This is a genomic window from Cupriavidus pauculus, assembly GCF_002858765.1.
Classification (GTDB): domain Bacteria; phylum Pseudomonadota; class Gammaproteobacteria; order Burkholderiales; family Burkholderiaceae; genus Cupriavidus; species Cupriavidus pauculus_B.
Genome location: NZ_PJRP01000004.1, coordinates 193,415 through 214,876, shown reverse-complemented (window position 1 = coordinate 214,876; position 21,462 = coordinate 193,415). Strand labels below are relative to the sequence as shown.

The 21,462-nt window shown below is 59.8% G+C and carries 21 protein-coding genes; 11 read left to right on the top strand and 10 right to left on the bottom strand.

The window, feature by feature from the left end; translation table 11 throughout:
• Window positions 1-6: 6 nt before the first annotated feature.
• The gene (locus CYJ10_RS12060; RefSeq protein ID WP_101681732.1) at window positions 7-1,182 is read right to left on the bottom strand and encodes a branched-chain amino acid ABC transporter substrate-binding protein; all 1,176 of its coding nucleotides are present in this window, start codon (window positions 1,180-1,182) and stop codon (window positions 7-9) included.
• Between the two features lie 706 nt (window positions 1,183-1,888).
• Here CYJ10_RS12060 and CYJ10_RS12055 point away from each other — a divergent pair.
• The 3 genes from CYJ10_RS12055 (at window position 1,889) to CYJ10_RS12045 (ending at window position 4,260) form a co-directional block, all read left to right on the top strand.
• Window positions 1,889-2,788: a helix-turn-helix domain-containing protein gene (locus CYJ10_RS12055; protein ID WP_101681731.1), complete on the top strand. Its 900-nt coding sequence runs from the start codon at window positions 1,889-1,891 to the stop codon at window positions 2,786-2,788.
• A gap of 150 nt (window positions 2,789-2,938) precedes the next feature.
• Complete coding sequence (locus CYJ10_RS12050) at window positions 2,939-3,913, top strand: Bug family tripartite tricarboxylate transporter substrate binding protein (protein ID WP_101681730.1); 975 nt, start codon at window positions 2,939-2,941, stop codon at window positions 3,911-3,913.
• Between the two features lie 29 nt (window positions 3,914-3,942).
• Window positions 3,943-4,260 (top strand): NIPSNAP family protein, encoded by a 318-nt coding sequence (locus tag CYJ10_RS12045; RefSeq protein WP_101681729.1) that lies wholly within the window; start codon window positions 3,943-3,945, stop codon window positions 4,258-4,260.
• Between the two features lie 327 nt (window positions 4,261-4,587).
• On the opposite strand, the gene CYJ10_RS12040 is transcribed toward CYJ10_RS12045, so the two are convergent.
• From CYJ10_RS12040 to CYJ10_RS12020, 5 genes are all read right to left on the bottom strand, one after another.
• Window positions 4,588-5,031 carry an HU family DNA-binding protein gene (locus CYJ10_RS12040; protein WP_101681728.1) on the bottom strand — a complete coding sequence of 148 codons (444 nt, stop codon included), beginning with the start codon at window positions 5,029-5,031 and terminating at the stop codon, window positions 4,588-4,590.
• A gap of 191 nt (window positions 5,032-5,222) precedes the next feature.
• Window positions 5,223-5,660: a ferric iron uptake transcriptional regulator gene (fur, locus tag CYJ10_RS12035; protein WP_101681727.1), complete on the bottom strand. Its 438-nt coding sequence runs from the start codon at window positions 5,658-5,660 to the stop codon at window positions 5,223-5,225.
• 419 nt (window positions 5,661-6,079) lie between these two features.
• Complete coding sequence (locus CYJ10_RS12030) at window positions 6,080-6,733, bottom strand: DUF429 domain-containing protein (protein WP_101681726.1); 654 nt, start codon at window positions 6,731-6,733, stop codon at window positions 6,080-6,082.
• A 51-nt stretch (window positions 6,734-6,784) separates the two neighbouring features.
• Entirely contained in the window at window positions 6,785-7,429 is a 645-nt protein-coding gene (locus CYJ10_RS12025; RefSeq protein WP_257993264.1) for a carboxymuconolactone decarboxylase family protein, read from the bottom strand.
• Between the two features lie 325 nt (window positions 7,430-7,754).
• The gene (locus tag CYJ10_RS12020; RefSeq protein ID WP_101681725.1) at window positions 7,755-8,669 is read right to left on the bottom strand and encodes a LysR family transcriptional regulator; all 915 of its coding nucleotides are present in this window, start codon (window positions 8,667-8,669) and stop codon (window positions 7,755-7,757) included.
• Between the two features lie 119 nt (window positions 8,670-8,788).
• On the opposite strand from CYJ10_RS12020, the gene CYJ10_RS12015 reads away from it, so the two are divergent.
• The 6 genes from CYJ10_RS12015 to CYJ10_RS11990 all read left to right on the top strand — a co-directional run bounded on the left by CYJ10_RS12015 (window position 8,789) and on the right by CYJ10_RS11990 (window position 14,080).
• On the top strand, window positions 8,789-9,457 hold the full coding sequence (locus CYJ10_RS12015; protein WP_101681724.1) for an HAD family hydrolase: 669 nt from the start codon (window positions 8,789-8,791) through the stop codon (window positions 9,455-9,457).
• Window positions 9,458-9,469: 12 nt separating this feature from the next.
• A complete protein-coding gene (locus CYJ10_RS12010) occupies window positions 9,470-10,468 on the top strand; it encodes a tripartite tricarboxylate transporter substrate-binding protein (RefSeq protein ID WP_101681723.1) in 999 nt (332 codons plus the stop codon).
• Between the two features lie 17 nt (window positions 10,469-10,485).
• Complete coding sequence (locus CYJ10_RS12005; RefSeq protein WP_101681722.1) at window positions 10,486-11,631, top strand: DSD1 family PLP-dependent enzyme; 1,146 nt, start codon at window positions 10,486-10,488, stop codon at window positions 11,629-11,631.
• A complete protein-coding gene (locus CYJ10_RS12000) occupies window positions 11,621-12,055 on the top strand; it encodes a RidA family protein (RefSeq protein ID WP_101681721.1) in 435 nt (144 codons plus the stop codon). Before CYJ10_RS12005 ends, CYJ10_RS12000 begins: the two co-directional genes overlap by 11 nt.
• Window positions 12,056-12,269: 214 nt before the next feature.
• A complete protein-coding gene (locus CYJ10_RS11995) occupies window positions 12,270-12,722 on the top strand; it encodes a GNAT family N-acetyltransferase (protein ID WP_101681720.1) in 453 nt (150 codons plus the stop codon).
• A 116-nt stretch (window positions 12,723-12,838) separates the two neighbouring features.
• Window positions 12,839-14,080 (top strand): cystathionine gamma-synthase family protein, encoded by a 1,242-nt coding sequence (locus CYJ10_RS11990; protein ID WP_101681719.1) that lies wholly within the window; start codon window positions 12,839-12,841, stop codon window positions 14,078-14,080.
• A gap of 175 nt (window positions 14,081-14,255) precedes the next feature.
• Here the strand turns inward: CYJ10_RS11990 and CYJ10_RS11985 are convergent, their stop codons facing one another.
• Both CYJ10_RS11985 and CYJ10_RS11980 read right to left on the bottom strand, forming a co-directional pair.
• Entirely contained in the window at window positions 14,256-15,533 is a 1,278-nt protein-coding gene (locus tag CYJ10_RS11985) for an amidase (protein ID WP_101681718.1), read from the bottom strand.
• A 4-nt stretch (window positions 15,534-15,537) separates the two neighbouring features.
• On the bottom strand, window positions 15,538-16,542 hold the full coding sequence (locus tag CYJ10_RS11980) for a Bug family tripartite tricarboxylate transporter substrate binding protein (protein ID WP_308302970.1): 1,005 nt from the start codon (window positions 16,540-16,542) through the stop codon (window positions 15,538-15,540).
• Window positions 16,543-16,611: 69 nt separating this feature from the next.
• Here CYJ10_RS11980 and CYJ10_RS11975 point away from each other — a divergent pair, with 69 nt between their 5' ends.
• Window positions 16,612-17,526 carry a LysR substrate-binding domain-containing protein gene (locus tag CYJ10_RS11975; protein WP_101681716.1) on the top strand — a complete coding sequence of 305 codons (915 nt, stop codon included), beginning with the start codon at window positions 16,612-16,614 and terminating at the stop codon, window positions 17,524-17,526.
• Window positions 17,527-18,247: 721 nt separating this feature from the next.
• Window positions 18,248-19,777: a sensor domain-containing diguanylate cyclase gene (locus CYJ10_RS11970; RefSeq protein ID WP_101681715.1), complete on the top strand. Its 1,530-nt coding sequence runs from the start codon at window positions 18,248-18,250 to the stop codon at window positions 19,775-19,777.
• A 126-nt stretch (window positions 19,778-19,903) separates the two neighbouring features.
• Here CYJ10_RS11970 and CYJ10_RS11965 read toward each other — a convergent pair whose 3' ends face one another.
• The gene (locus tag CYJ10_RS11965) at window positions 19,904-20,227 is read right to left on the bottom strand and encodes a PadR family transcriptional regulator (RefSeq protein WP_101681714.1); all 324 of its coding nucleotides are present in this window, start codon (window positions 20,225-20,227) and stop codon (window positions 19,904-19,906) included.
• A 36-nt stretch (window positions 20,228-20,263) separates the two neighbouring features.
• A partial coding sequence (locus CYJ10_RS11960) for a tripartite tricarboxylate transporter permease (protein ID WP_101681852.1) occupies window positions 20,264-21,462 on the bottom strand: 1,199 nt, incomplete at its 5' end.

The following is a 21,462-nucleotide window of genomic DNA, read 5'->3' as shown; positions in this document are numbered from 1 at the left end:
CTACGCTTACAGTCCACTCAGCTTCTTCGTGCCCTTGCCGTAGGCGCTGTCTTCCCAGATCACCCATTTACCGTCCTCGACGACGTACTTGGTGATCAGTGGCACGACGTTCTGACCGTGCTCGTCGAAGGTGACCTTGCCAATGACGGTGTCGACGTTCTTCGTGCCATTCAGCACGTCTCGTACCTTCTTGCGATCCGGGCCGACCTTTTCGACGGCGTCCATGATGAGGTTGGCAGCAGCAAAGGCAAATGGGCCGTATGCTTCAGGCGGCTCGCCATACTTTTGCTGCGTATAGCGCTCCATGAAGAACTGGCCACCGGCCAGTTTTTCGACTGGCGCGCCCTCGATAAAGGCGAGCGAGCCCTCGGAGAGCGACTTGCCTACGCCTTCGATATAGGCATCTGACTTGATTCCCGAGGTGCCTTCGAACTGGGCCTTGATACCCAGCTTTTCCATCTGGGTGCGGATGCGTACGCCAAGTGGTGTGAGACCACCGAAATAGACCACGTCGGGCTTGAGTTCGCGGATCTTGGTCAACTCGGTCGTGAAGTCCTGCTGGTCGGCCGTGACGCCAAACGTGCCGACGATGGTGCCGCCGTCCTTCTTCAGGTATTCACTAAAGTATTTGTTATGACCCTTGCCGTAATCGGTGGTGTCATGAATGATCGCCCACTTCTTGTAGCCCAGGCCGGTCATGAACTTTGCGGCCACTTCACTCTGGTTGATCATCGTGCCGTTGACACGATGAATCTCCTTGAAATTGTTGCCATACGTGACTTCAGGCAGCACCGCGCCCCACACGACTGCCGGCATACCAAAGCGACTGTAGACACCGACCGTGCCCATCGCCACAGCCGAACAGAAGTGCGTGACACCGGCCACAATTGACTTGTCCGCGGCAATCTTGGTGGCAACCTGTACGCCTACATTGGGCCGGCACTCGTCATCCTGGACGACCAGTTCATACGTGTATTTGGCCTTCGGATCGGCATTGCGCAGGCGCACAGCCAAGTCTGCCGAGTTGCGTCCGCCCAAACCGATCGACGAGACCCCACCGGTCAGGGGGCCCACAAACGCGATCTTGACGACGTCCTTTGCCTGCGCCGGCGCGGACATCAGCACCACACCAGTGGCAGCGGCGGCAATCGCGGCCGTGGCCACAGTTCTCTTCTTCAGCACTCTGTTCCCCTTAATAGAGATGTCCAACGGGCGGCAGGCCCGGCGTCCGGACCGAACGGGTGCAAGGCGCCGACCGCGCGCCCGAGAGCATCGGTGAAAGTTCTCTGCACCAAATTCAAGTCACTTGAATGCTATGCAACAGACATGCCAGGGAGCAACGAGCATTAACCCGTAGGTCTTTTGGGGGGAGGAGAAGGGCTGGGCCATGACAATGGCCCAGAAGCCGCCACGGCCCGGATGCATATCGGTGCATGACCGGCGTTTTCGGTGCATGACCGCCCTGTTTTCGAAAACCGCGAATTGCCGGGATCGGCGTCGGTAAGCAGAGTGCCTTTCAGGCGCCGACTTCTAGACCCTGTGGAAACTCAACGGGACTCGAAGCTTCGACATGCATTGGAGGCAGCCTTGCACGACATTAAGGTCACCTGGTGGGCTCTGGTTGGGAGGCGGAGCGGCGCTACTGACAAGTGTGTGATTCTGGGCTTCGTAGACGAGTCGTCCGCTGATGCGGCGAATCCCGCCCGTTGAGCGCAGGTAGTAGCGAGCTTCGCCGCTGCCGTGAAATTGGGTCCTGCCCCGAGAGTCGAAGCACCTTGCCACCTGTCGCACCGGCACCGTCATGGATCAGGCAGTCCGGATGGTCGTCCGATCGTTTTGAGATAGCATGGCGCTGGTCACCAGAACCTGAATCGCAAGGAACCTGCGCTTGCCCGAAGCCCTCCATTCCAGCCTAGCCGGCGAGTTCCCCACCTTCGAGACGTCGGATTTCGCGAGCGAGGGGTCGTTCTACTTCGACCTCGTGCGCCTGCAGGATCGCGACGACATCCCGCGCGGCTTCCTGCACCGGCACAATTACTACCACCTGCTCTGGATGACCCGGGCGCGCGGCACGCACATGCTCGACTTCGCGCATTTCGATGTGCGCGACCACTCGGTGTTCTTCCTCTCGCCGGGTCAGGTGCATGCCTGGACGTCATCGATCAAGCCGCACGGCTACGTGCTGAACTTCAGCACCGACTTCTTCGCCCGGATGTTTCCGCGCGCCGAAGATGTTGCCAGGTTTCCGTTCTTCCATCCCTCGCGCGGTAATAGCGCGCTCTATCTCACGCAGAGCCAGCATGACGACATGCTGCCGCTGCTACGCGAGATGGAGCACGAGGCCCACGACCGCCAGCCGGGCTATCCCGAAGTGGTGCAGGCCTGCCTGCTGATCCTGCTTACTCGACTGCGGCGCCTATGCCCCGACAACGAGCCCGCCAGCGGCGTCGGTCCACAACAGGCCCTGATGCGTCGCTTCACGATGCTTGTGGAAACGCACTACCTGCGCTTCGGGACGATCGGGCAGTATGCTGAGGCGCTCTGCGTCAGCGAGCGTCAGCTCAACGACGCCGTCAAGCGTACCGTGGCACGCACGGCCAGCCAGGTGGTACAGGAGCGCGTAATCCTGGAAGCCAAGCGCTGGCTCAGCAATACCGAAACCGGCATCGCGGAGATTGCATTTCGCCTCAATATCGAGGACCCAGCGTACTTTGCGCGCTTCTTCAAGAAGCAGACCGGGCTGACGCCGGGCGACTTCCGTCGCAAGCATTGCCGTCCGCTGGAATGACGCGCGAAAAAGTCCAATACAACGTCTGATCCGTCCTAACGCCACGGCCACGCCTCTGCGTAGAGTGCTCCTGAATGGTGTTGCCAGGCCCGGTCTTGCCGGAATGCCGCCGGCATGCCCGAAGAATAGAAAAAAATACAGGAGACAGACATGCACAAAGCAATCGCCCGATTGCGCGGCCTTGCCGTGGCCACCGCCTTGGCCGTCACAACCTTCCATGCCATGGCCGACTATCCGGATCGCCCCTTGCGCGTCATCGTCCCATTTGCCGCCGGCGGCGCCACCGACGTGATCGCGCGCACCGTGGCCCAGGCCATGTCGGCCCGGCTCGGCCAGTCGGTCGTGGTGGAGAACAAGGCTGGCGCCAACGGCAACATCGGCGCCGTCTCGGCAGCGCGCTCGGACCCCGACGGTTACACGCTGTTGATGGCCACTTCCAGCCACGCGATCAATGCGTCGCTCTACCAGAAGCTCAACTACAGCCTCACGCGCGATTTTGTCGGGCTGTCGAACCTGGCGTCGGTGCCCTTGCTGCTGGTGGTGAATCCGTCGGTACCGGCCAATTCGGCCAGCGAACTCGCGGCCTACGCCAAGGCCAATGCCGGGCGCGTCAACTATGCGTCGGGCGGCACCGGCACCGCGTCCCACCTGGCTGGTGAGCAATTCAGCACGCTGGCCGGCACGAAGATGACGCACGTGGCCTACAAGGGTGGATCGCAGGCGCTCAACGATGTGATGGGCGGCCAGGTGCAAGTCATGTTCGCCAACCTGCCCGAAGTCCTCTCGCAGGTACAGACCGGCAAACTCAAGGCGCTGGCGGTGACCGGCAACAAGCGCCACGCCGCCCTGCCGGACGTACCGGCCTTCTCGGAGACGCCGTTTCCGGGCATGACCGCGCGTTCGTGGTTCGGCCTGTTCGTGCCGGCCGGCACGCCGCCAGCGGCTGTCCAAAAGCTCTCGCAGGCCATCGTCCAGAGCGTGGCCGACCCCGCCGTCAAGGAACGGCTGAAGGGACTCGGCGCCGATCCCGTGGGCGACGACCAGGCCGCCTTTCAGAAATACGTAAACCAGGAAGTGACGCGCTGGGCCGTGCTGGTCAAGCAGTCCGGCGCCACCGTCGATTGATTCCCCTCTGCATCGTTTAAGGAATACCCATGCTGTATGACGTCCGCACCTACACCTGCCGCCCCGGCACGATCAAGAAACACCTGGCGCTGTATGCCGAGTACGGCTTTGCGATCCAGAGCCAGCATCTGGGCAAGCCGCTGGCTTACATGCAAACCGAGACCGGCAACGTGAACAGCTACATGCACATCTGGGTCTACGACAGTGCAGCCGATCGCGAAGCCAGGCGCCAGGCACTGCAGAAAGACCCCGCCTGGGCCGACTATCTCAAGATGAGTGCCGAGGCCGGCTATCTCGTCAGCCAGGAGAACCGGCTGATGTCGCCGGTTTCGTTCTTCCAGCCGTAATGGCCGGTGCTGCGGGCTGATCCGAGACTTCATTTAAAGAAGCCCATCAAATGTGATGACAGGCTTTGCTCAAACCACAGAGTTGAAGAAGGCACGGCCCTGGAGAAACGCGCCGCCCCAATGTAACGTGCACCCACGGAACCGGATGTCAGTGCTCCACTGATTCCGCACCCGCTTGCTTGGTTACGGGGCGCCCCGCCACCCTCAATCTCGTGCTGGGCGGACGGCCGCCCGAATTAACTACGCCGACGAGGCAAATACATCCTCAAGTCCAATAAAAAATGGGAAGCTCCGCGCTTCCCATTTTCCGTCTTGCAAGCCCCAAACTTACAGGGCAGCGTCCTTCAGCTTCTTCAGCGGACGAACCTTGACCTTCACGGAAGCCGGCTTTGCAGCAAACCATTGATCCTGGCCCGTGAAAGGATTCTTGCCGAAGCGCTTTTTCGTGGCCGGAACCTGGATCGCCGAAACCTTGAAGAGGCCAGGCAGCGTGAATTCGCCAGCGCCCTTCTTGTGGATCGAACTCACGATGGTGTTCTCCAAGTGCGACAGCACCGTTTGCACCGTTTTCTTGTCCAGCTCAGTCTGGGCAACCAGATGGGCCAGCAGGCTCGACTTGTTGAACGTGTCCTTTAGCGGCTTGGCCACCGGCGCTGCTGCCGCCTTCTTGGCCGCCGGTGCGGCCTTCTTCGCTACGGGAGCAGCCTTCTTCGCCGGTGCTGCCGCTTTCTTTGCCGCAGTCTTCGGGGCGGCCGTCTTCTTCGTTGCCATATGGCTCCTATCGCAGAACTACCAGCACAATTGCCGGATTCCGCGCAGCATAGCGGAGATTTGTGCGTATGTGCAGTCCCACTTGCTCACAGGTTGTTTCGACCTGTTACGCGGCGCCAGCGTGTCGGAATAGCGGTTCGGTACGCTTGCGCGCGACGCCCGCCTCCCCCGATCACGACGAGCAGGGCGCGCTAGAGGCTTCCCGAGCTAGCTCGCTCTGCTTGGCAGCGGGCGCAGCGCCCGTAAAGCACCAACGAATGGTCGCGTAATACAAAACCCTTATCCTGTGCTACCTCTTGCTGCCGGGCCTCTATACCTTCGTCACTGAATTCATCGACCTGCCCACACTCCACGCAAACCAGGTGGTCGTGGTGATCCCCCTCGTTGAGTTCATACAGGGCCGGGCCAGGACCGAACTGTCGGCTAGCAAGGAGATGCGCCTGCTCCAATTGGCTCAGTACGCGGTAAACGGTCGACAAGCCAATTTCGGTGTTCTCCTCCAAGAGGATTCGATAGACCTCTTCGGCACTCATATGCCGGTGCCGGTTCGCCTGGAATATCGCCAGTATTCGAAGCCTAGGCGTCGTACGTCGAAGACCAGCTCCCTGAAGTTCAGATAAGGGTTGCATTCTGTTCTCCTTGCCTCGCTTACCGTGTGCCCGCCTGAAATCACGGGACTCTCGCGAGCTTGACCTGCTCGCCTCCGCAAAATGATAATACGTCCCATTCTCGACGCAAAGTGATAACAGCGGTGGAAAATAGGCATGCCACGTGTACGTGAACTCTTTGCAACGCGTCAGCGCCAGCATTCGTCGGCCGACCCCGGGGCCAGCGCACACCCTCTTCCCATCAGGCATTACGCCATCGCTGGAGCGAGCCCCAAATTGAGTCGCGCGCCCTCCGGAAAACTTCTGCGGCTCGAAGACTGCTGTTTCGCCTAAATTCAAGACGTCGATACCGGCGATTTCCCGCCGGTTCGCACCCCAACGATCGAGAAAAATAGAACACGCCGCCCGGGTGAATCGCGCCTGCGGGCGGCAACTCAGAGTTAGGTCACGTCAAACAGCTTCTGAACACCCGCTAAATCGACTTTTGGTATGACGATGTGCCCGCTAGCGGCATCGCCAAACGTTCGCGCCTCGCTTAGCAGGAGCAATCGCGCGGCTAGAGCGCATAGCGCCGCGTCAAGAGCGTCGATGGAGCCCAAGGTCGTCGTCTCGATTCCAACATCCTCCAGCAATGCGCGACGCTGCAAACGCTTCTGCTTTGCCGAAGCGACGTGCTTGCCAAGAAGCGCGCAAACGATCGCGTGAGGGAAGGTTTCAAAACTCGCCGGCATGCCGGCGTATTTCCCGTCAACCATTAGCGGGTATTGATCGGATAACGCCTCGTATATTCTCTGGCCGTTCAGCATCCAACCGTAGAAGCCATTTGGATTAGCTGTCGCGCGCTCAGCCGTCGGCGTCGAAAAGCAAAAAATTCGCTCCCTGGCAAGCTCCCTCTCCGCTTTCCGCCCTCGCCCCTCAACACTCCATCGACATGGGGCATCAACACCAACAATACCGACCTGATAGTGAACGCAATGTTGCACCAGGACTTCAGGGTCCGTACTTCTAGTCGACAAGATGACGTTGCGGCCGTCCAGGACGACGAGATGGCATCCTTTCCGCATTCCACCGACATCGATCCCACCTACTCGCATAGTCTTGCATTCAGAATCGGCAAGGTCCGCTTCTTGGGTTGCCTGAATATGCTATCGGGGCAGTGTCGGAATCTGCTGCGGCGCGTTTCCTGGCAACGGCGACTGCGCGACGTTGAGAACGGCCGCGAGCATGCTGTAGTAGCCATTGATGGCAATGAGGTCAATCACACCGCGCTCACCGAACTTGTCCTTGATACGCGCATAAGTCGGATCGCTAATGCTCTTGTTGCGGTCCAGTTCATCAATGAAGTCATAGAGCGCCTCCTCGTCAGCGCTCATCCCCGTCGGCCGCCGCCCTTCGGCAATAGCTTGCGCCACTGGCTGCGAGACGCCCGCCTTCAATGCCAGCTTTTGATGTGCGAGCCACTCATACTGGTTGCTCCACTGCCGCGCCGTCAGAAGAATCACAAACTCACTCAATCGAGGCTCGAAGGCACTCTCATAGCGGAGATAAGCGCCCATGCGTTGCAGACGGTTCAGCAATTCCGGACTCCTCAGCAACGGCACCCACGGACCGGCACTGACGTTCCTCGGAGCACCTCCGGCAGGAGTCCCTTCCGATAGCAGTTCAATGGATTTTTTTTGTGCTTCGGTGAGCTTCTCTGCAGGTATCGGCGGCATACGGTCATCCGCACCAAATACATTACAGACAAAGGCAGAAAGGGCTGCCGCAGTGATAGCGTGATGGATCTTCATTTTCTTCTTTGGTGAGTTTACGTAGCCGATGGGTGGTCTCCTCCTCGGCCAACGCTTGATGCAAAAATAACTGCACCCGATCACCTTACCATGTAGGTCCAAGTCGCAAGCGCAGAAGGAGGTTTCCACCAGACGTCCGCGCCGGGTGGTATCGTCTATGCCACCGGTCTTGCCGAACCAGGAAGATCAACGGGGTCGGAAAAACCGTCAATGGCTCGCCGGTACGCGAGAATCTGACAGGGGAAACGACTCCCCAAGTCAATCGAGGACGGTGTAGTTTAGTTCGACCGCCTCATACTGTTTCTCACCTGCCCTATCCCCTTTCCTATCTTTGTCCTCCGAGCGCCTCTTCGAAAAACTGCATGAGCGCCTGCACGCGGGCAGTCCGTCCACGCCGCGTCGGCACGAGCAAGGTCACCGGCGCGCTGTCGAACTCCCAGTCGGCCATTATCCGCACTAGCCGACCACGCGAAACCGCTTCGGCCGTGTCCCACTCCGAACGCAGCACGAGGCCCAATCCCTGCTCCGCCCACTGACGCGCAATACTGCCGTCGTTGCTGGTGTAGGTCGAAATCACACGCACGGTCTCGCGCGTAGATTGTCGTCGCCCTGTACCGCCTTGGGCCCGCCGAAAGCGCCATAGGGTCACATCCTCATCGTTTTCACGAATGCAGATGCAGGCGTGCGCGAGCAAGTCACGCGGCTCGGTAGGCGTGCCGTGCTTGCGCAAATAGGCCGGACTTGCACATAACCAGCGTGCATTAGGCGCGAGCGTACGGGCGATCCACGATGAGTCCCGCACGGTGCCGATGTGGATCACGGCATCCGAATCATGCCGATCCGGCCAGGGTGTCTCGCGCAGATCGAGTTGCAGACGCAAATCCGGGTGGATCTGGGCGAAGCGAGCCAGCAGCGGTGCAATATGGTGTCGTCCATAGCCAAAGGGCGCGGCGATACGCAACGTTCCCGTTAGTCGGCTGTCCTCCCGCCGGAACGATTCGGGCAGTGCCTCAAGTTGCGCCAGTAGCGCCGAACCCTCGCGTGCAAAGCGTTCACCCTCGGCCGTCAGGCTCAGCCGCCGAGCCGTACGGGTGGCAAGCGCGAGTCCCAGGGTCGATTCCAACTTACGAAGACGCGCCGACAAGGCCGGAGGCGTCACATTCAGGGCGCGTGCCGCCGCGCTAAGCGAAGGCGATTGCGCCAACGCTTCGACCAGCCGGAGGTCCTCGATCTGGATCATTCACTTCAGCTTAACGATTGATGTTCTCAAATTTAACCACAAGCCGCCTTATCGTTTCTACATTGAGAACCTCAGACAACCGTGCGCCTCGGCGCAAATCGACTAGCAAAAGGGATCCTATGGACTCGCTCGCCCCTCTCCCGTCGCCCGCCTGGCCCCGTGCCGTACTGTTCGACCTGCTCACTGCGCTACTGGATTCGTGGACCGTTTGGAATGCGGCCGCCGGCTCCGAGGCCGCGGGCCGCGCCTGGCGCGCCGAGTACCTGCGTCGAACATACGGCTGCGGCAGCTATGTGCCCTATGAGCAATTGGTGCGGGAAGCGGCCGAGCAGGTCGGCCTGCCGAGAACCGCGCCCGAGGCGCTAGAAGCGCATTGGGACGAATTGCCGCCGTGGAACGGCGCGCGCAAACTGCTGCATGCGCTGCGGCCGCATTGCCAACTGGCGGTCGTGACCAACTGCTCGGAGCGCCTGGGCCGGCGGGCGGCAGCCTTGCTCGGGATCGACTGGGATGTCGTTATCACGTCCGAAGCCGCCGGCTACTACAAGCCGGATCCCCGCCCCTACAAGCTAGCCTTAACAGAGCTCGGCACCGAGGCTGCGGAGGCCGCCTTCGTCGCCGGCTCGGGCTACGACATGTTCGGCACATCGGCAGTGGGGTTACGCACGTACTGGCACAACCGCGTCGGTCTCGCTATGCCTTCCGGTGCACCGATGCCGGAAGCCCAGTCGGCGACGCTGGAAACGGCGTTGCCTTGGCTGCGGTCATTCCACGCCGCAACTCGCTAGGAGCGATCCGCCATGATCCGTATGCCCTCCCTAGCATTTCGCCTTTCGCAAATGATGACGCTAGCCGCGTTCGCAGTGGCAACGCAGGCAATGGCACAAAGCCCCGCCTTCCCGATACGTCCCATTACGCTCGTGGTACCGTTCCCCGCCGGTGGCCCCAGCGACGCGCTGGGCAGAGGCTACGCCAAACAGATGAGCGACACGCTTGGCCAACCGGTCGTGATCGAAAATCTTGCCGGCGCCGGCGGAACCATTGGCTTGGGTAAGGTCGCCAAAGCCGAGCCCAATGGCTATGTGCTTGGCCTGGGCACCATCGGCACGCATGTAGCTAACGTGGCCCTGTACAAGAAACTGCCCTACGATCCGGTGATGAACTTTAGACCAATCGGCCTGGCGGGTTCCGCACCATTGCTGCTGCTCGTGCGGGCCGATATGCCCGCCAACAATCTGAAGGACTTCAATGCCTGGCTACAACAGAACGCCAGCAAGGCAACGTACGGCAGTGCCGGTGTAGGCTCGGTTTCGCACTATGGCTGTGTCATGCTACTGGCGGCCATGAGGCAAAACGTCACCCATGTGCCCTACCGCGGCGTCGCCCCCGCCATCAGCGATCTGATGGGCGGTCAGATCGATTTCATGTGCGACCAGACCACCACGGCGCTTCCGCAACTGGCTGGGGGCAAGATCAAAGCACTGGCCGTTCTATCGGGGGAGCGCGTGAAGCAATTGCCGAATCTCTCCACCGCCAAGGAGGCCGGCTACCCCCTCGACCTACGGTCATGGAACGCGCTGTTTGTGCCAAAGGGCACGCCAGATGCCATCGTGGCCCGATTAAACACAGCGATGGCGGGCGCAGCAGCGGATCCACAGTTTCGCCATCAGATGCAGGCGGTTGGCGTAGACCTGCCTGCCGCTGGCGAGACCGTGCCCGCTGTGGTATCCGAACTTATTACGCGCGGCCTGCGCGACGATGTGCCGGCGCTTAAGTCCAAGCGTCAGTTGCTGGACTGAAGAACAACAGGGACGATATGACCAACCACCCCAAATCTCTAACGGGCGTCGACACGCCTGCAGCGATCATCGACATGCATCGCATGCAACACAACATCCAGCGCATGCAAGCACGCATGGATGCGCTTGGCGTACGCTTCCGCCCGCACGTCAAAACGACCAAGTGTTCCCCTGTCGTTAAGGCGCAAATTTCGGCTGGCGCCAACGGCATCACCGTTTCCACACTTAAGGAAGCCGCGCATTTTTTTGACGACGGCATCACGGATATTCTATATGGCGTGGGTATGGTGGCCAACAAACTACTGCAAGCATTGGCGCTGCGCCGCAGGGGCTGTGATCTCAAGATCCTGACTGACAGTGTGGATTCCGCTCGCGCCATTGTCTCGTTCGGAGCGGAGCACGGCGAAGTGTTCGAAGTCTGGATCGAAATCGACACCGACGGTCATCGCTCCGGCATCCGACCGGATGAATCGGCATTGCTCGATGTTGCGACCGTACTGCATGAAGGCGGCGCACGCCTGGGTGGCGTGATGACGCACGCCGGTTCGAGCTATGAACTTAATACCCGCGAAGCGCTCGCCGCAATGGCCGAACAGGAGCGATCCGGCTGCGTGCGGGCGGCCGAACGCCTGCGGGAAGCCGGACTGCCATGCCCGGTAGTCAGCGTGGGATCGACACCGACGGCCCTCCGTGCAGAGCACCTGCAGGGCGTGACCGAAGTGCGCGCGGGAGTCTATGTCTTCTTCGACCTCGTGATGCACAATGTCGGTGTGTGTTCTACCGAGGACGTCGCGCTCAGTGTGCTGACCACCGTGATCGGACACCAGGCCGAAAAAGGGTGGGCTATCGTCGACGCCGGATGGATGGCCATGAGCCGCGACCGTGGCACGCAGAAGCAACAACGCGACTTCGGCTACGGTCAGGTGTGCGGGATCGATGGCGCGGTGATTCCGGGGTACATCCTTAGCGGCGCGAACCAAGAGCATGGCATCCTTTCGCGCGAAGATGCCCCGGACACAGACATAGCCGCGCGCTTCCCGATCGGCACGCTACTGCGCATCCTGCCCAACCACGCGTGCGCCACCGGCGCGCAGTTCCCTGCGTACCAGGCTCTTGACGAAGAAGGTGGGATCACCGAATGGAGCCGTTTGCATGGTTGGTAATCACGAGGAACCGAATAACTTGGTGCGCACCATTGAACCATCAAATGTGGCCGCACCGGGCGGCCATTACAGTCACGCTACCGTCGCCAACGGCTTGGTCTTTGTGTCCGGACAACTCCCAATCAATCCCGACGGCCACAAGCTCGTCGACGCATCGTTCGAGGCCCAGGCACAGCAGGTGCTGGCAAACGTGGAGGCGGCGTTGGTTGCCGCTGGCAGCGGCATATCGGAACTGGCCCAGGTTCGCGTCTACATTGACAACATCGAGAACTGGCCCGCCTTTAACAATATTTATGCGGCATGGGCAGGCGCGGCAAGGCCTGCAAGAGCGGTGGTACCAACCGGCCCGCTTCACTTCGGGCTGAAGGTAGAGGTGGAAGCCGTGGCAATCTCGCAGCATGATACCCCGGGGCAACTCAACTAGCGACCGTAGGTAACGCCCTGGACGTTGACCGGCGGTTCTCCGAGATCGCTAAAATTGGGGCTAAACAGGGGCACGTGCCCCGCACGGCCTCCACCTTGTTGCCGCTCTCAGTCGCGCATTGCGACGCGTGTGCAAACCGGCTCACCGGCCTCAGTCGTACCTTTATCGAACGAACTACAGTTCACGCCCATTCCGTAGAGTCCTCACGCTATCCATGCACATCGCTCTAGAATCCGCCGCCCAGCCCGAAGTACATGCCCTCATTCAAGAGTTGGACGCGTATCAGGTGCCGCTTTATCCAGCCGCAAGCCATCACGGCGTCGACATTGCCGTCCTGTCGAAGTCGAACGTTATCTTCGCGGTGGTGCGGGACAATGATGGAAGCGCAGTGGGTTGCGGCGCAATGGTATTGGAATCCACCTACGGTGAACTCAAGCGAATGTTCATCAAACCGACCCATCGTGGAAAGGGCGTAGCCAAACGACTGCTTCAGTTCCTTGAGCAGGAGGCTCAGATTCGCGAATGCGGCAAATTCGTGCTCGAGACGGGTTATCTGCAGCGGGATGCCATCGCTTTATACGCGAGGTGTGGCTACGTAGTCAGTGGCCCTTTTGGGGTATACACGGAGGACCCACATAGCGTATTCATGACCAAGATAGTCCGCTGACGGCCCCGTGTTCACCCGACAGCTGCCTCGTCCGATCCACGATGCATAAGGCTTTCGCAGAGTAAGGGTTAGCAGCGATAATGAGGCTCAACTGATCGAATTAAGAGGCACAAGGAATGGAAAAGCAGGGCTTCACCACCGCCATTGTTCACGGCGACAGAAACACAGGCACCGAGCATGGTGGCGTTCACCAGCCGATTCATACCTCTGTGCAGTATGGTTTCGATCGCGTCGAGGATCTGATCGGCGTATTCCAAGGCACAAAGAAGGGTGGTTTCAACTACGCGCGCCAGGGCACGCCTACGACCGCGGCGCTTGAGCGCAAGATCACGAGCCTGGAAGAAGGCGTCGGTACGATCTGCTTCAGCACCGGCATGGCCGCAATCACAGCAACGTTTCTCACGCTCTTGCGTGCTGGAGATCATCTCGTTGCGAGCCGTTACGTGTTCGGGAACACCAACAGTCTGTTCGGTACGCTGCGTACGCTCGGCATAGACGTGACGACTGTTGATGCGTGCAACGTCGAGGATGTGAAGCAAGCAATCCGCCCGAACACCCGCATGGTTTTCGTCGAAACCATCGCGAATCCGGGCACACAAATTCCTGATCTGCAAGGCATCGGCAACGTGTGTCGCGAGCGCGGTATCGCGTATGTCGTCGATAACACGATCACCTCGCCCGCCTTGTTCAAGCCGAAGGCAGTCGGGGCAAGCCTCGTCATTAACTCGCTGACGAAGACGATTGCCGGTCATGGCACTGCGCTTGGAGGCGCCGTCACCGATACCGGCTTGTTCGACTGGAGCACATATCCCAACATTGCCGAGGAATATCGGCGTTCAGCGGCCAAGGAACAGGGGCTCCTGCAGATCCGCAAGAAGGGCCTGCGCGACATGGGCGCGGCATTGTCGTCCGAGCAGGCGCACACGATTGCCCTTGGGGCCGAAACGCTCGCGCTCCGCGTGAAGCAAAGCAGCGACAACGCGCTCGCGCTCGCGCAGTTTCTGGAGGGGCATAAGGCTATCGGAAACGTGTACTACCCTGGCCTGAAGAGCCATCCGCAGTACGAAATCGCGCAAGCGCTTTTTTCTGGCGCATCGTGGCTCCTGTCGTTCGAACTGCAGAAAGCGGAGCGCATGATTGACATCGTCAACGCGCTTGAGCTGCCGATCAAGGCAACCGGCCTCGGCGACACGCGCACGCTCATCATTCCCGTAGCACCTACGATCTTCTTCGAAGCCGGCCCCGAGACCCGCAAGGCAATGGGAATTTCCGATGGCATGCTGCGACTGTCGGCTGGCATTGAGGATATCGATGACCTGATCGCAGATTTCTCGCAAGCGCTGAAACTGGCCGCGTAAGACGTCCAGGCCCCGGAGAGCGTGGAACGGGCGGCGCCCGGCCCCTTTGACTAGAGCCGATCGCGACTTCGGTCATGGAAGACTTTGCAGCCAACGGCGTGTCCGCTACGCGAACTCGATCTCGGAATGGGGAGAGGTGACGAGCGCCTCCCTCGACCCCATTTCCTTGTGATCCCTATTGACCGAAGCCCGCCTTCGACGCCAGCAGATGCGCAGCGTGCAGCAGCGACACGTCATCTGCGTGCCGGCCAATCACCTGCGCACCAATTGGCAGCCCGTCTGCCCCCGTTCCGACCCGGAGTGCGAGCGTCGGAAGTTGCAAAACAGTCCACAGCGCGCCAAACCTTGGCGAACCGGAATCGATCATGCTTCTCTCCGCCTCACCATCTGCGGCGGGATACAGCAACACATCTGCATCCGCAAAAAGCAAGGCAGTCTTCCGCTTCCCCTCTTCGACTCGCCGACGCATCTCGAGATATTCCTCCGCCGTGATGCCTTCGCCCCCTGCCAAGCGCTGGATAAGACGTGGACTCATCTGGTCCCTCGCCGTGAGCCACTCATGCTTAAGCGATTGCCTCGCTTCGTAGGCAAATAGACGCCCCTGCTCTTCAGCAAGCAACTCCAGCTCCTGCGGCAAGGTGATGTTGTGAACCTGCGCGCCGAGGGCGGCCATCCGGGTGATAAAGGCTTCGATCTCGCTGATGGCCGCCGCGCTTGCGTGACCCCATTGCGATGAACGCACTAGCCCGATACGGGGGAGCCGGTCATCGCGCACCAATCGATTGACGGCCGGCTCACCGAAGACAAAGAAGAGTGCATCCTCGACCGAGCGGGTCAGCAAACCCACCGTGTCTTGCGAATGGCTTAGATGCTTTACTCCCGCGCTGTTGATCAACCCGTATGTTGGCTTGTACCCGACCACCCCACAATATGATGCCGGACGTGTAATGGAGCCCGTGGTCTGCGTGCCAAAAGCCACTGGCACCATTAAGTCAGCCACGGCAGCAGCAGACCCACTGGATGACCCCCCTGGCGTTCGTTCCAGGTCCAATGGATTACGCGTCTTGGCGGGCGTTTGTGTCGCGAACTCACTTGTTGCCACTTTCCCAAGCAGGATCGCGCCCTCTTCCCGCGCCGACGCTACACATCCGGCATCGGCGACGGCACGATGCCCCCGATATATGGGCGAGCCATAAGCGGTCCCGAGATCCGCTGTTTCAATGATGTCCTTAACGGCGAAAGGCAACCCACACAGTGTTCCGGCCCGGGAACGATCGGCGGTGCGTGCTGAAGCAAGCGCCTTTTCAGGGTCAAGGTCAACAAACGCTCCGACGGCGGCATCACGTTCGGCGATCCGCTCCAGACACGCCCTGACCAAGGCTTCCGACGTTAATGAGCCTTCGGCCATACGTCGCACAGCCTCCCGCGCGCCAAGCTGATTCAGTTGTGTCATGTCGTCAATTCACTGTGATGTTCGCCCGCCGAATGACCTCGGCCCAGCGATCGTGCTCTGAACGCACGAACTTCGCGAAAGCGTCAGGCGAACCGGCGACCGGAACCGCACCCTGATCGAGCAGCTGCTTACGGACCTCGGGTTCTTGCAGGATGCGCGCGACTTCGGCGTTCAATTTCCGCACGATAGCGTCCGGGGTACCGGTCGGAGCAAATAGTCCGAACCAGCCGTCCACGACGTATCCTGGCACCCCGGCCTCCGCAATCGTCGGCACATCCGGCAGCAAAGGCGTACGCTGCGCAGACGTGACGCCCAGGGCAACCAGCTTTCCGGCCCGGATTTGCGGCAGGCACAGTGGCAAGTTGCAGAACATCATTTGCACTCGGCCTGCCAATAGATCCGTCAATGCAGGCGAGCCGCCCTTATATGGAACATGCAGCATCTCAGTCTTCGTCATGGACATAAATAGTTCCGCTGACAAGTGCTGGCTACCACCGGCGCCGCCCGAAGCAAAGGCGTAGCGCTGCTTGTGAAGGATTTCAATCAAACCCTTCACCGACTTAGCCGGCACACTGGGATGGACGACCAGCACATTGGGCACGCTTGCCACGTTAATGACCGGCACAAAGTCCCGCATGGCGTCGAACTTCAAGTTACGGTGCAGGCTGGGGTTAACGGCATTCGTGCTGGCTGCGCCGAAGAGCAACGTGTATCCGTCGCGCTCGGCTGAAGCGACATAACCAGTGCCGATGTTCCCATCCGCACCGGCACGGTTATCCACGATGACCGGCTGGGACCACGCCTCGCCCAGCTTGTTGCCCACAATGCGTGCCAACGTGTCGGTGACGCTTCCCGCGCCGAAGGGCACAACGAGGCGAATCGGCTTAGTGGGATACGTCGTCTGCGCTTGTGCGCCCACGGAAATCGAGAATAAAGACGCAGCTATACCACCAGCGAGTAGAAGGCTTATCAGGCGCACGACGTTGCTCCAGACGTTGAGAATGCTCACAGATTAGGTCCACCGATTAGAACGATCCAATATAAAATTCACGCGAATTCATACATATCGCATATCAATATGCTCTCGCTCCACGCGCTGCGCCTGTTTGTAGTCGTCGCCGAAGAACTGCACTTCGGCCGTGCGGCGGCCCGGCTGAATATGGCACAGCCGCCACTTAGCCAACAAATCCGGCAATTGGAGCAATTCTTGGGTACCCGCCTGTTCACGCGGACAACGCGAACTGTCGAGCTGACGTTGGCAGGTCGAGTGCTATTGGAGCGAGCCGCTCAACTTCTGGCAGATGCGCAGGCGGCCGAAAGAGCGATCCGGCAGGTCGCTGAGGGTAAGGTGGGTGCCATCGCCCTAGGCTTCACAAGTAGTGCCGCGTATCGCGTATTGCCACGCATCCTGGCGAACTACCGCCGAGAATTCCCCGAAGTCGAGACGGTTCTTCGCGAGTTGACCACGGACATCCAGTTGGCTGACCTTCGATCGGGCAAGCTCGATGTGGCCATAGTGCGCGCTGATCAGAAAATCGCCGAACCCGCGCTAGAAAGCTTCGAGCTGGAGCGCGAACCGATGCTGTTGGCAATGGGGCGCGAGCATCCCCTCGTGCGATTCGATGCGGTTCCGATGCGCGAGCTTGATGGACTCAGCATGGTCGGATTTAGCCCGCGCCTCTCGCCTTACTTTCGGAATTTGTGCTCACGCGTATTTTTGGGAGCCGGGGTGCAGCCTCGCATCGAGCAAGAAAGTGTTTTACCCACGATGCTTGCCCTCGTCGAGGCCGGAATCGGCGTGGCCTTGGTACCAGCCTCGGCAGCGGAGATGCGCGCATCCCAGGTCGCCTATCGGCCCATCGCGCCCATGAAGCACACGCGAGCCGCCCCGATTGAGGCGATATTGCATTGCGTCTGGTCGCATAGCTGCGGCAACCCCGCTGCACACGCGCTGGTGAAAATGTTAAGAGGAGATCACGCACCTACGGCGTAGGAGATCATAATCTGCTTCGGATCCGGGTAGCGAAAGCTGTCGCTTTGCCCCTTCTTCCTGAAGCGCGGGAAGAAAAAAGTGCTGAATTTCATCCGGCCGGTGCGCGACGGAAAGCGGGTTCCCGCCTCCGAAGAAGTGTGTTCGCATCTTCAACCGCCCGAACACCCCTTCTCGCTAAACGCGAATGGCATTTGGCAAGTCCCGTGGACGAACAGTTGAGTAGTGGACAACCCGCTATCTTTCCGGAAGTTACTTCTCTCGCCAGCGAGACGGACACACTTGCTGGTTGTCGTTATCGTAGGGTTCCCATAACGAAAGGGGGAACTCATCCGACCATTGGCGCTCTTCTGAACCTGGCGCGAGAACTTGAATCCGGCGCCGGCAAACCGATCAGCGAATCGACGGTTTTCCTGGCAAAGCCCGGCTCCGCGTTCGTACTGCGGCAGTAACGGCGATATACGCTGAACTCGTGCGAGAACGGTCTCGATCAAGTGAGAGGCGAGCTTCTATCTTGAGCGCGCCAGTCGGATGATCTTCTTTATGTGCAAGACAGAGACTCTTCACAACGATGAAAGAAGTCCTCGATGGCGCTGACGACATCGGGCGTCGATCCACCACGCAGTCCCCGTCTTGCCGTATCGGCTACCATAACTAGCTATCCACGGCCCCCGCGACTACTAGTGACGTCTATCGGGGCACAGCCAAGCTTCTATGACGCCACATGCATGAATCTGTACAAACGGGCACGAAGGGAGATCGCACCTCACGCGCTGTGCCCATATTGATTGTCGGCACGGGCATCGCACTCTCTCTCATCATTGCGACCATTGGAAGCGTCGCGCTGTACCAGATGCGGCGGGATGCCATTGACAACGCGCGACAGGCTTCGGAGAACCTGTCATTGACACTTGAGCGAGCCATTGCGAGAAATCTGCAAACGTACGAACTCTCAATGCACGCTGTCATCGACGGCATGAAGGATCCGGAAATCATGTCGCTGTCTCCCGCGCTAAGAAATCTGGTGCTTTTCGACCGTTCCATCAGTGCGGAGGATTTGGGGTCTATGCTCGCCACCGACGACAAGGGCAATCTCGTGCTGGATTCGCGCTCAACACCACCACGCCCGGTTAGCGTCAGTGATCGCGATTATTTCATCGTCCACAAGCAGGATCCGAAAATGGGGATCTTCGTCAGCCGCCCTTTCCAGCCCCGGCTAACGACGGATGCGCCATCCATTGGCATTAGCAGCCGCATTGCCAATCCCGACGGAAGTTTCGGGGGCGTCGTCGTCGGTACGCTGCGATTGAACTTCTTTCGTAGACTCTTCGAAGGCGTCGAACTGGGTGATGGTGGCGTCCTGACACTGGTTCGCGACGACGGCATCGTCATTATGCGTCGACCATTCGAAGCGGACGTCATTGGCCGCGACATCTCGTTGTCCCCCGTCTTTTCGACTTTTAAGGATCTAGATCAGGGCACACGTTTTGGTACTGGCGCAATCGATCCGGTCGAGCGCCTGTACAGCTTCCGTAAGATTGGCAGCTATCCGCTGAAAATTATCGTCGGTCGCTCCCTAGACGATGTGCTGCTTGCCTGGCGCAAGCGCGCGGCAGCCTTTTCAATACTGATTGTCGCAGTGGACCTTGTCATCGTTGCGCTCTCCCTGCTACTTGCGCGGGAGTGGGAGCAACGCGTTGCTTCTGAGCGCCAACTTCAGAAAATGGTCGGCACCGACGGTCTCACAGGCCTTGCTAGCCGTCGAGCGCTGGACGATCGCGCGGACATGGAATGGCGAAGAGCTCTTCGCCATGGCATGCCGCTTTCGGTGCTAATGATTGATGTGGATGAGTTTAAGGCCTACAACGACCACTACGGGCACATCGCTGGCGACGATGCGCTGGCTTCCGTTTCAGCATGCATCGGGGGCGCAATCCGGCGCCCTGGCGATATTGCTGCTCGCTATGGCGGGGAAGAATTCTCCGTCATTCTGCCCAATACCAATGCAAGCGGCGCAGTTGGCGTCGCAGAAGCTATCCGGACGGCGGTGCTTGCGTCGCGTATTCCCCATGTAGCGTCACAACGCCAACACCTTACGGTTAGCATTGGCGCCGCAACCATGACTGTCCCAACCGATTTCACTGACCTTCGTGGGTTCTTCCAGGCAGCGGACGCGGCACTCTATAGCGCCAAGGCACTTGGACGGAATCGGGTGATCTCTCGTATCATGGAAGCGCACAACACGGAGGGATGACCTTCCAGGCCAAGCTTCACTGATGTAGACAAACCTAGAAGGTCACTTGCGAGGCCGATCTGCGCAAGCTGCATTGCTATATTCCGCTCCATCTCACCAAACGTGCAAATGTACGTGACAAGGCCATCAAGTAGCGGAATTCTCGCTCTGATCGGAGTCCACCTCCCGCCCACTGTCCTGCAGTATTTCGAGATGAACTAAGTAGGTATTCAGCTCCTTTCGTCCTTCGTCCGTAATGCTGTAGACCCTTCCGCTGCCTTCAACAAGTTGGGCCGTAATCGCACGCGCCATCATGAGGCTGCGCAGAATCGGCCGCAACGAGCGAATGTTCTCGTTGAATCCCCGCTCGCGCAAACTCTCTGCCAGGTTGAGGACAGTCGCGGGGCCCGCCTGAACGAGCTTCAGAATGTACAAGCGCGACAGGACGCGCTTGAGCGTTTGGGGTTTCATACACGGATTGATGCCCGCCCGCAGTGGCCTCGAAAGCTATTCCTCTTGAAATGCCACCTCGCGCTTCGCCTTGATCGATGGCATGGCCACGATCAACACCAGGATCGCAGCGGCGATCAGCAGGCCCAGCGACAGCGGACGCGTCACGAACACGCTGAAGGCACCACGCGACAGCAGCAGCGAGCGGCGGAAGTTTTCTTCCATCATCGGTCCCAGCACGAAGCCCAACAGCAGCGGTGCGGGCTCGCACTTCAGCTTGATGAACAGGTAGCCGATGAGGCCGAAGGCGGCGGTCTGGAACACGTCGAACGTGGTGTTCTGGACAGAGTACACGCCGATGCAGCAGAACACCAAGATGGCCGGGTACAGGTAGCGATACGGCACCTTCAGCAGCTTCACCCAGATACCGATCATCGGCAGGTTCAGCACAATCAGCATCAGGTTGCCGATCCACATCGAGGCAATCAGGCCCCAGAACAGCGCCGGGTTGCTGGTCATGACCTGCGGACCGGGCTGAATGTTGTGGATGGTCATCGCGCCCACCATCAGCGCCATCACGGCGTTCGGCGGAATACCCAGGGTCAGCAGCGGGATGAACGAGGTCTGTGCCGCAGCGTTGTTAGCCGACTCCGGACCTGCCACGCCTTCGATGGCGCCTTTGCCGAACTCGTGTGCGTACTTCGACGTCTTCTTTTCCAGCGAGTAGGCTGCAAACGACGCCAGCGCCGCACCGCCGCCTGGCAGGATACCAAGCGCCGAACCCAGCAGCGTGCCACGTAGTATGGCAGGGATCATGCGCTTGAAGTCCTCCTTGGTCGGGAACAGGTTCGTCACATGGTCCGTGAAGGTCTCGCGGGCTTCCTTCTGTTCCAGGTTCGCAATGATTTCCGCGAAGCCGAACACACCCATTGCCACCGAAACGAAGTTCAGGCCATCGGTCAGCTCGGGCACGTCGAACGAGAAGCGCGCAGCGCCCGAGTTCACATCGGTACCGACCAGACCCAGCAGCAGGCCCAGCACGATCATCGAAATAGCCTTGACCAGCGAACCCGAGGCCAGCACCACGGCGCCGATCAGGCCCAGCACCATCAGCGAGAAGTACTCGGCGGGGCCGAACTTGAACGCCAGTTCCGACAGCGGTGCTGCGAAGGCGGCCAGGATCAGCGTGGCCACGCAGCCGGCAAAGAACGAGCCGATACCGGCCGTGGCCAGCGCCACGCCGGCACGGCCGCGCC